This is a genomic window from Streptococcus mitis SK597, assembly GCF_000148545.1.
Classification (GTDB): domain Bacteria; phylum Bacillota; class Bacilli; order Lactobacillales; family Streptococcaceae; genus Streptococcus; species Streptococcus mitis_C.
On record NZ_AEDV01000019.1, the window covers coordinates 1 to 1,458 of the forward strand.

General features: G+C 40.0%; 2 protein-coding genes. Both read left to right on the forward strand.

All coding sequences use genetic code 11. The features are described from left to right. Positions 1-172 precede the first annotated feature (172 nt). Positions 173-598: a 50S ribosomal protein L11 gene (gene rplK, locus SMSK597_RS05325; RefSeq protein WP_001085807.1), complete on the forward strand. Its 426-nt coding sequence runs from the start codon at positions 173-175 to the stop codon at positions 596-598. Positions 599-694: 96 nt separating this feature from the next. After that, positions 695-1,384 carry a 50S ribosomal protein L1 gene (gene rplA / locus SMSK597_RS05330; RefSeq protein WP_001085675.1) on the forward strand — a complete coding sequence of 230 codons (690 nt, stop codon included), beginning with the start codon at positions 695-697 and terminating at the stop codon, positions 1,382-1,384. Positions 1,385-1,458: the final 74 nt, after the last annotated feature.

The following is a 1,458-nucleotide window of genomic DNA, read 5'->3' on the forward strand; positions in this document are numbered from 1 at the left end:
CAGCCTGCGGCTAGCTTTCTAGTTTGCTCTTTGATTTTCATTGAGTATTAAAAATAAACTTTTCTCTTGCAATTCTAGATAAATAGTGTATAATAGATGGGTATGTGAAAAGCATACTTGTGGGAGGTAAAAATCTCTAATTACCGCCAAAACCACAAAGGAGGATTTTAAAATGGCTAAAAAAGTCGAAAAACTTGTAAAATTGCAAATCCCTGCTGGTAAAGCTACACCAGCTCCACCGGTTGGACCTGCTCTTGGTCAAGCTGGTATCAACATCATGGGATTCACAAAAGAGTTCAACGCTCGTACAGCTGACCAAGCTGGTATGATCATTCCAGTTGTTATCTCAGTTTACGAAGATAAATCATTTACTTTCATCACTAAAACACCACCAGCTGCTGTTCTTTTGAAAAAAGCTGCAGGTGTTGAAAAAGGATCAGGTACACCTAACAAAACTAAAGTTGCTACAGTTACTCGTGCACAAGTACAAGAAATTGCAGAAACTAAGATGCCAGATTTGAACGCAGCAAACGTTGAGTCTGCAATGCGTATGATCGAAGGTACTGCTCGTTCTATGGGATTCACTGTTGTTGACTAATCAATAACACCCCAATATAACCCGCAAGACTTCATCATTTCGAGAAGTGACGTGGGAGATGAAAATCGATTGAACCACTTACAAGGAGAATAGAAAATGGCTAAAAAAAGCAAACAACTTCGTGCTGCTCTTGAGAAAATCGACAGCACAAAAGCATACAGCGTAGAAGAAGCTGTAGCACTTGCAAAAGAAACTAACTTTGCAAAATTTGACGCAACTGTAGAAGTTGCTTACAACTTGAACATCGACGTTAAAAAAGCTGACCAACAAATCCGTGGAGCAATGGTATTGCCAAACGGTACTGGTAAAACTTCACGCGTTCTTGTTTTCGCACGTGGTGCAAAAGCTGAAGAAGCAAAAGCTGCTGGTGCAGACTTTGTTGGTGAAGATGACCTTGTTGCTAAAATCAACGACGGTTGGTTGGACTTCGACGTAGTTATCGCAACACCTGACATGATGGCTCTTGTTGGACGTCTTGGACGTGTCCTTGGACCACGTAACTTGATGCCAAACCCTAAAACTGGTACTGTAACAATGGATGTTGCTAAAGCAGTTGAAGAGTCTAAAGGTGGTAAAATCACTTACCGTGCTGACCGTGCAGGTAACGTTCAAGCAATCATCGGTAAAGTATCATTTGAAGCTGAAAAATTGGTTGAAAACTTCAAAGCTTTCAACGAAACAATCCAAAAAGCAAAACCAGCTACAGCTAAAGGAACTTACGTAACAAACTTGACGATCACAACTACTCAAGGTGTTGGTATCAAAGTTGACGTAAACTCACTTTAATCAGTAGTTTCTACAGAGAGAACGAGTACGAAAGTGCTCGTTTTTTATAATTCTAATACTCTTCGAAAATCAAA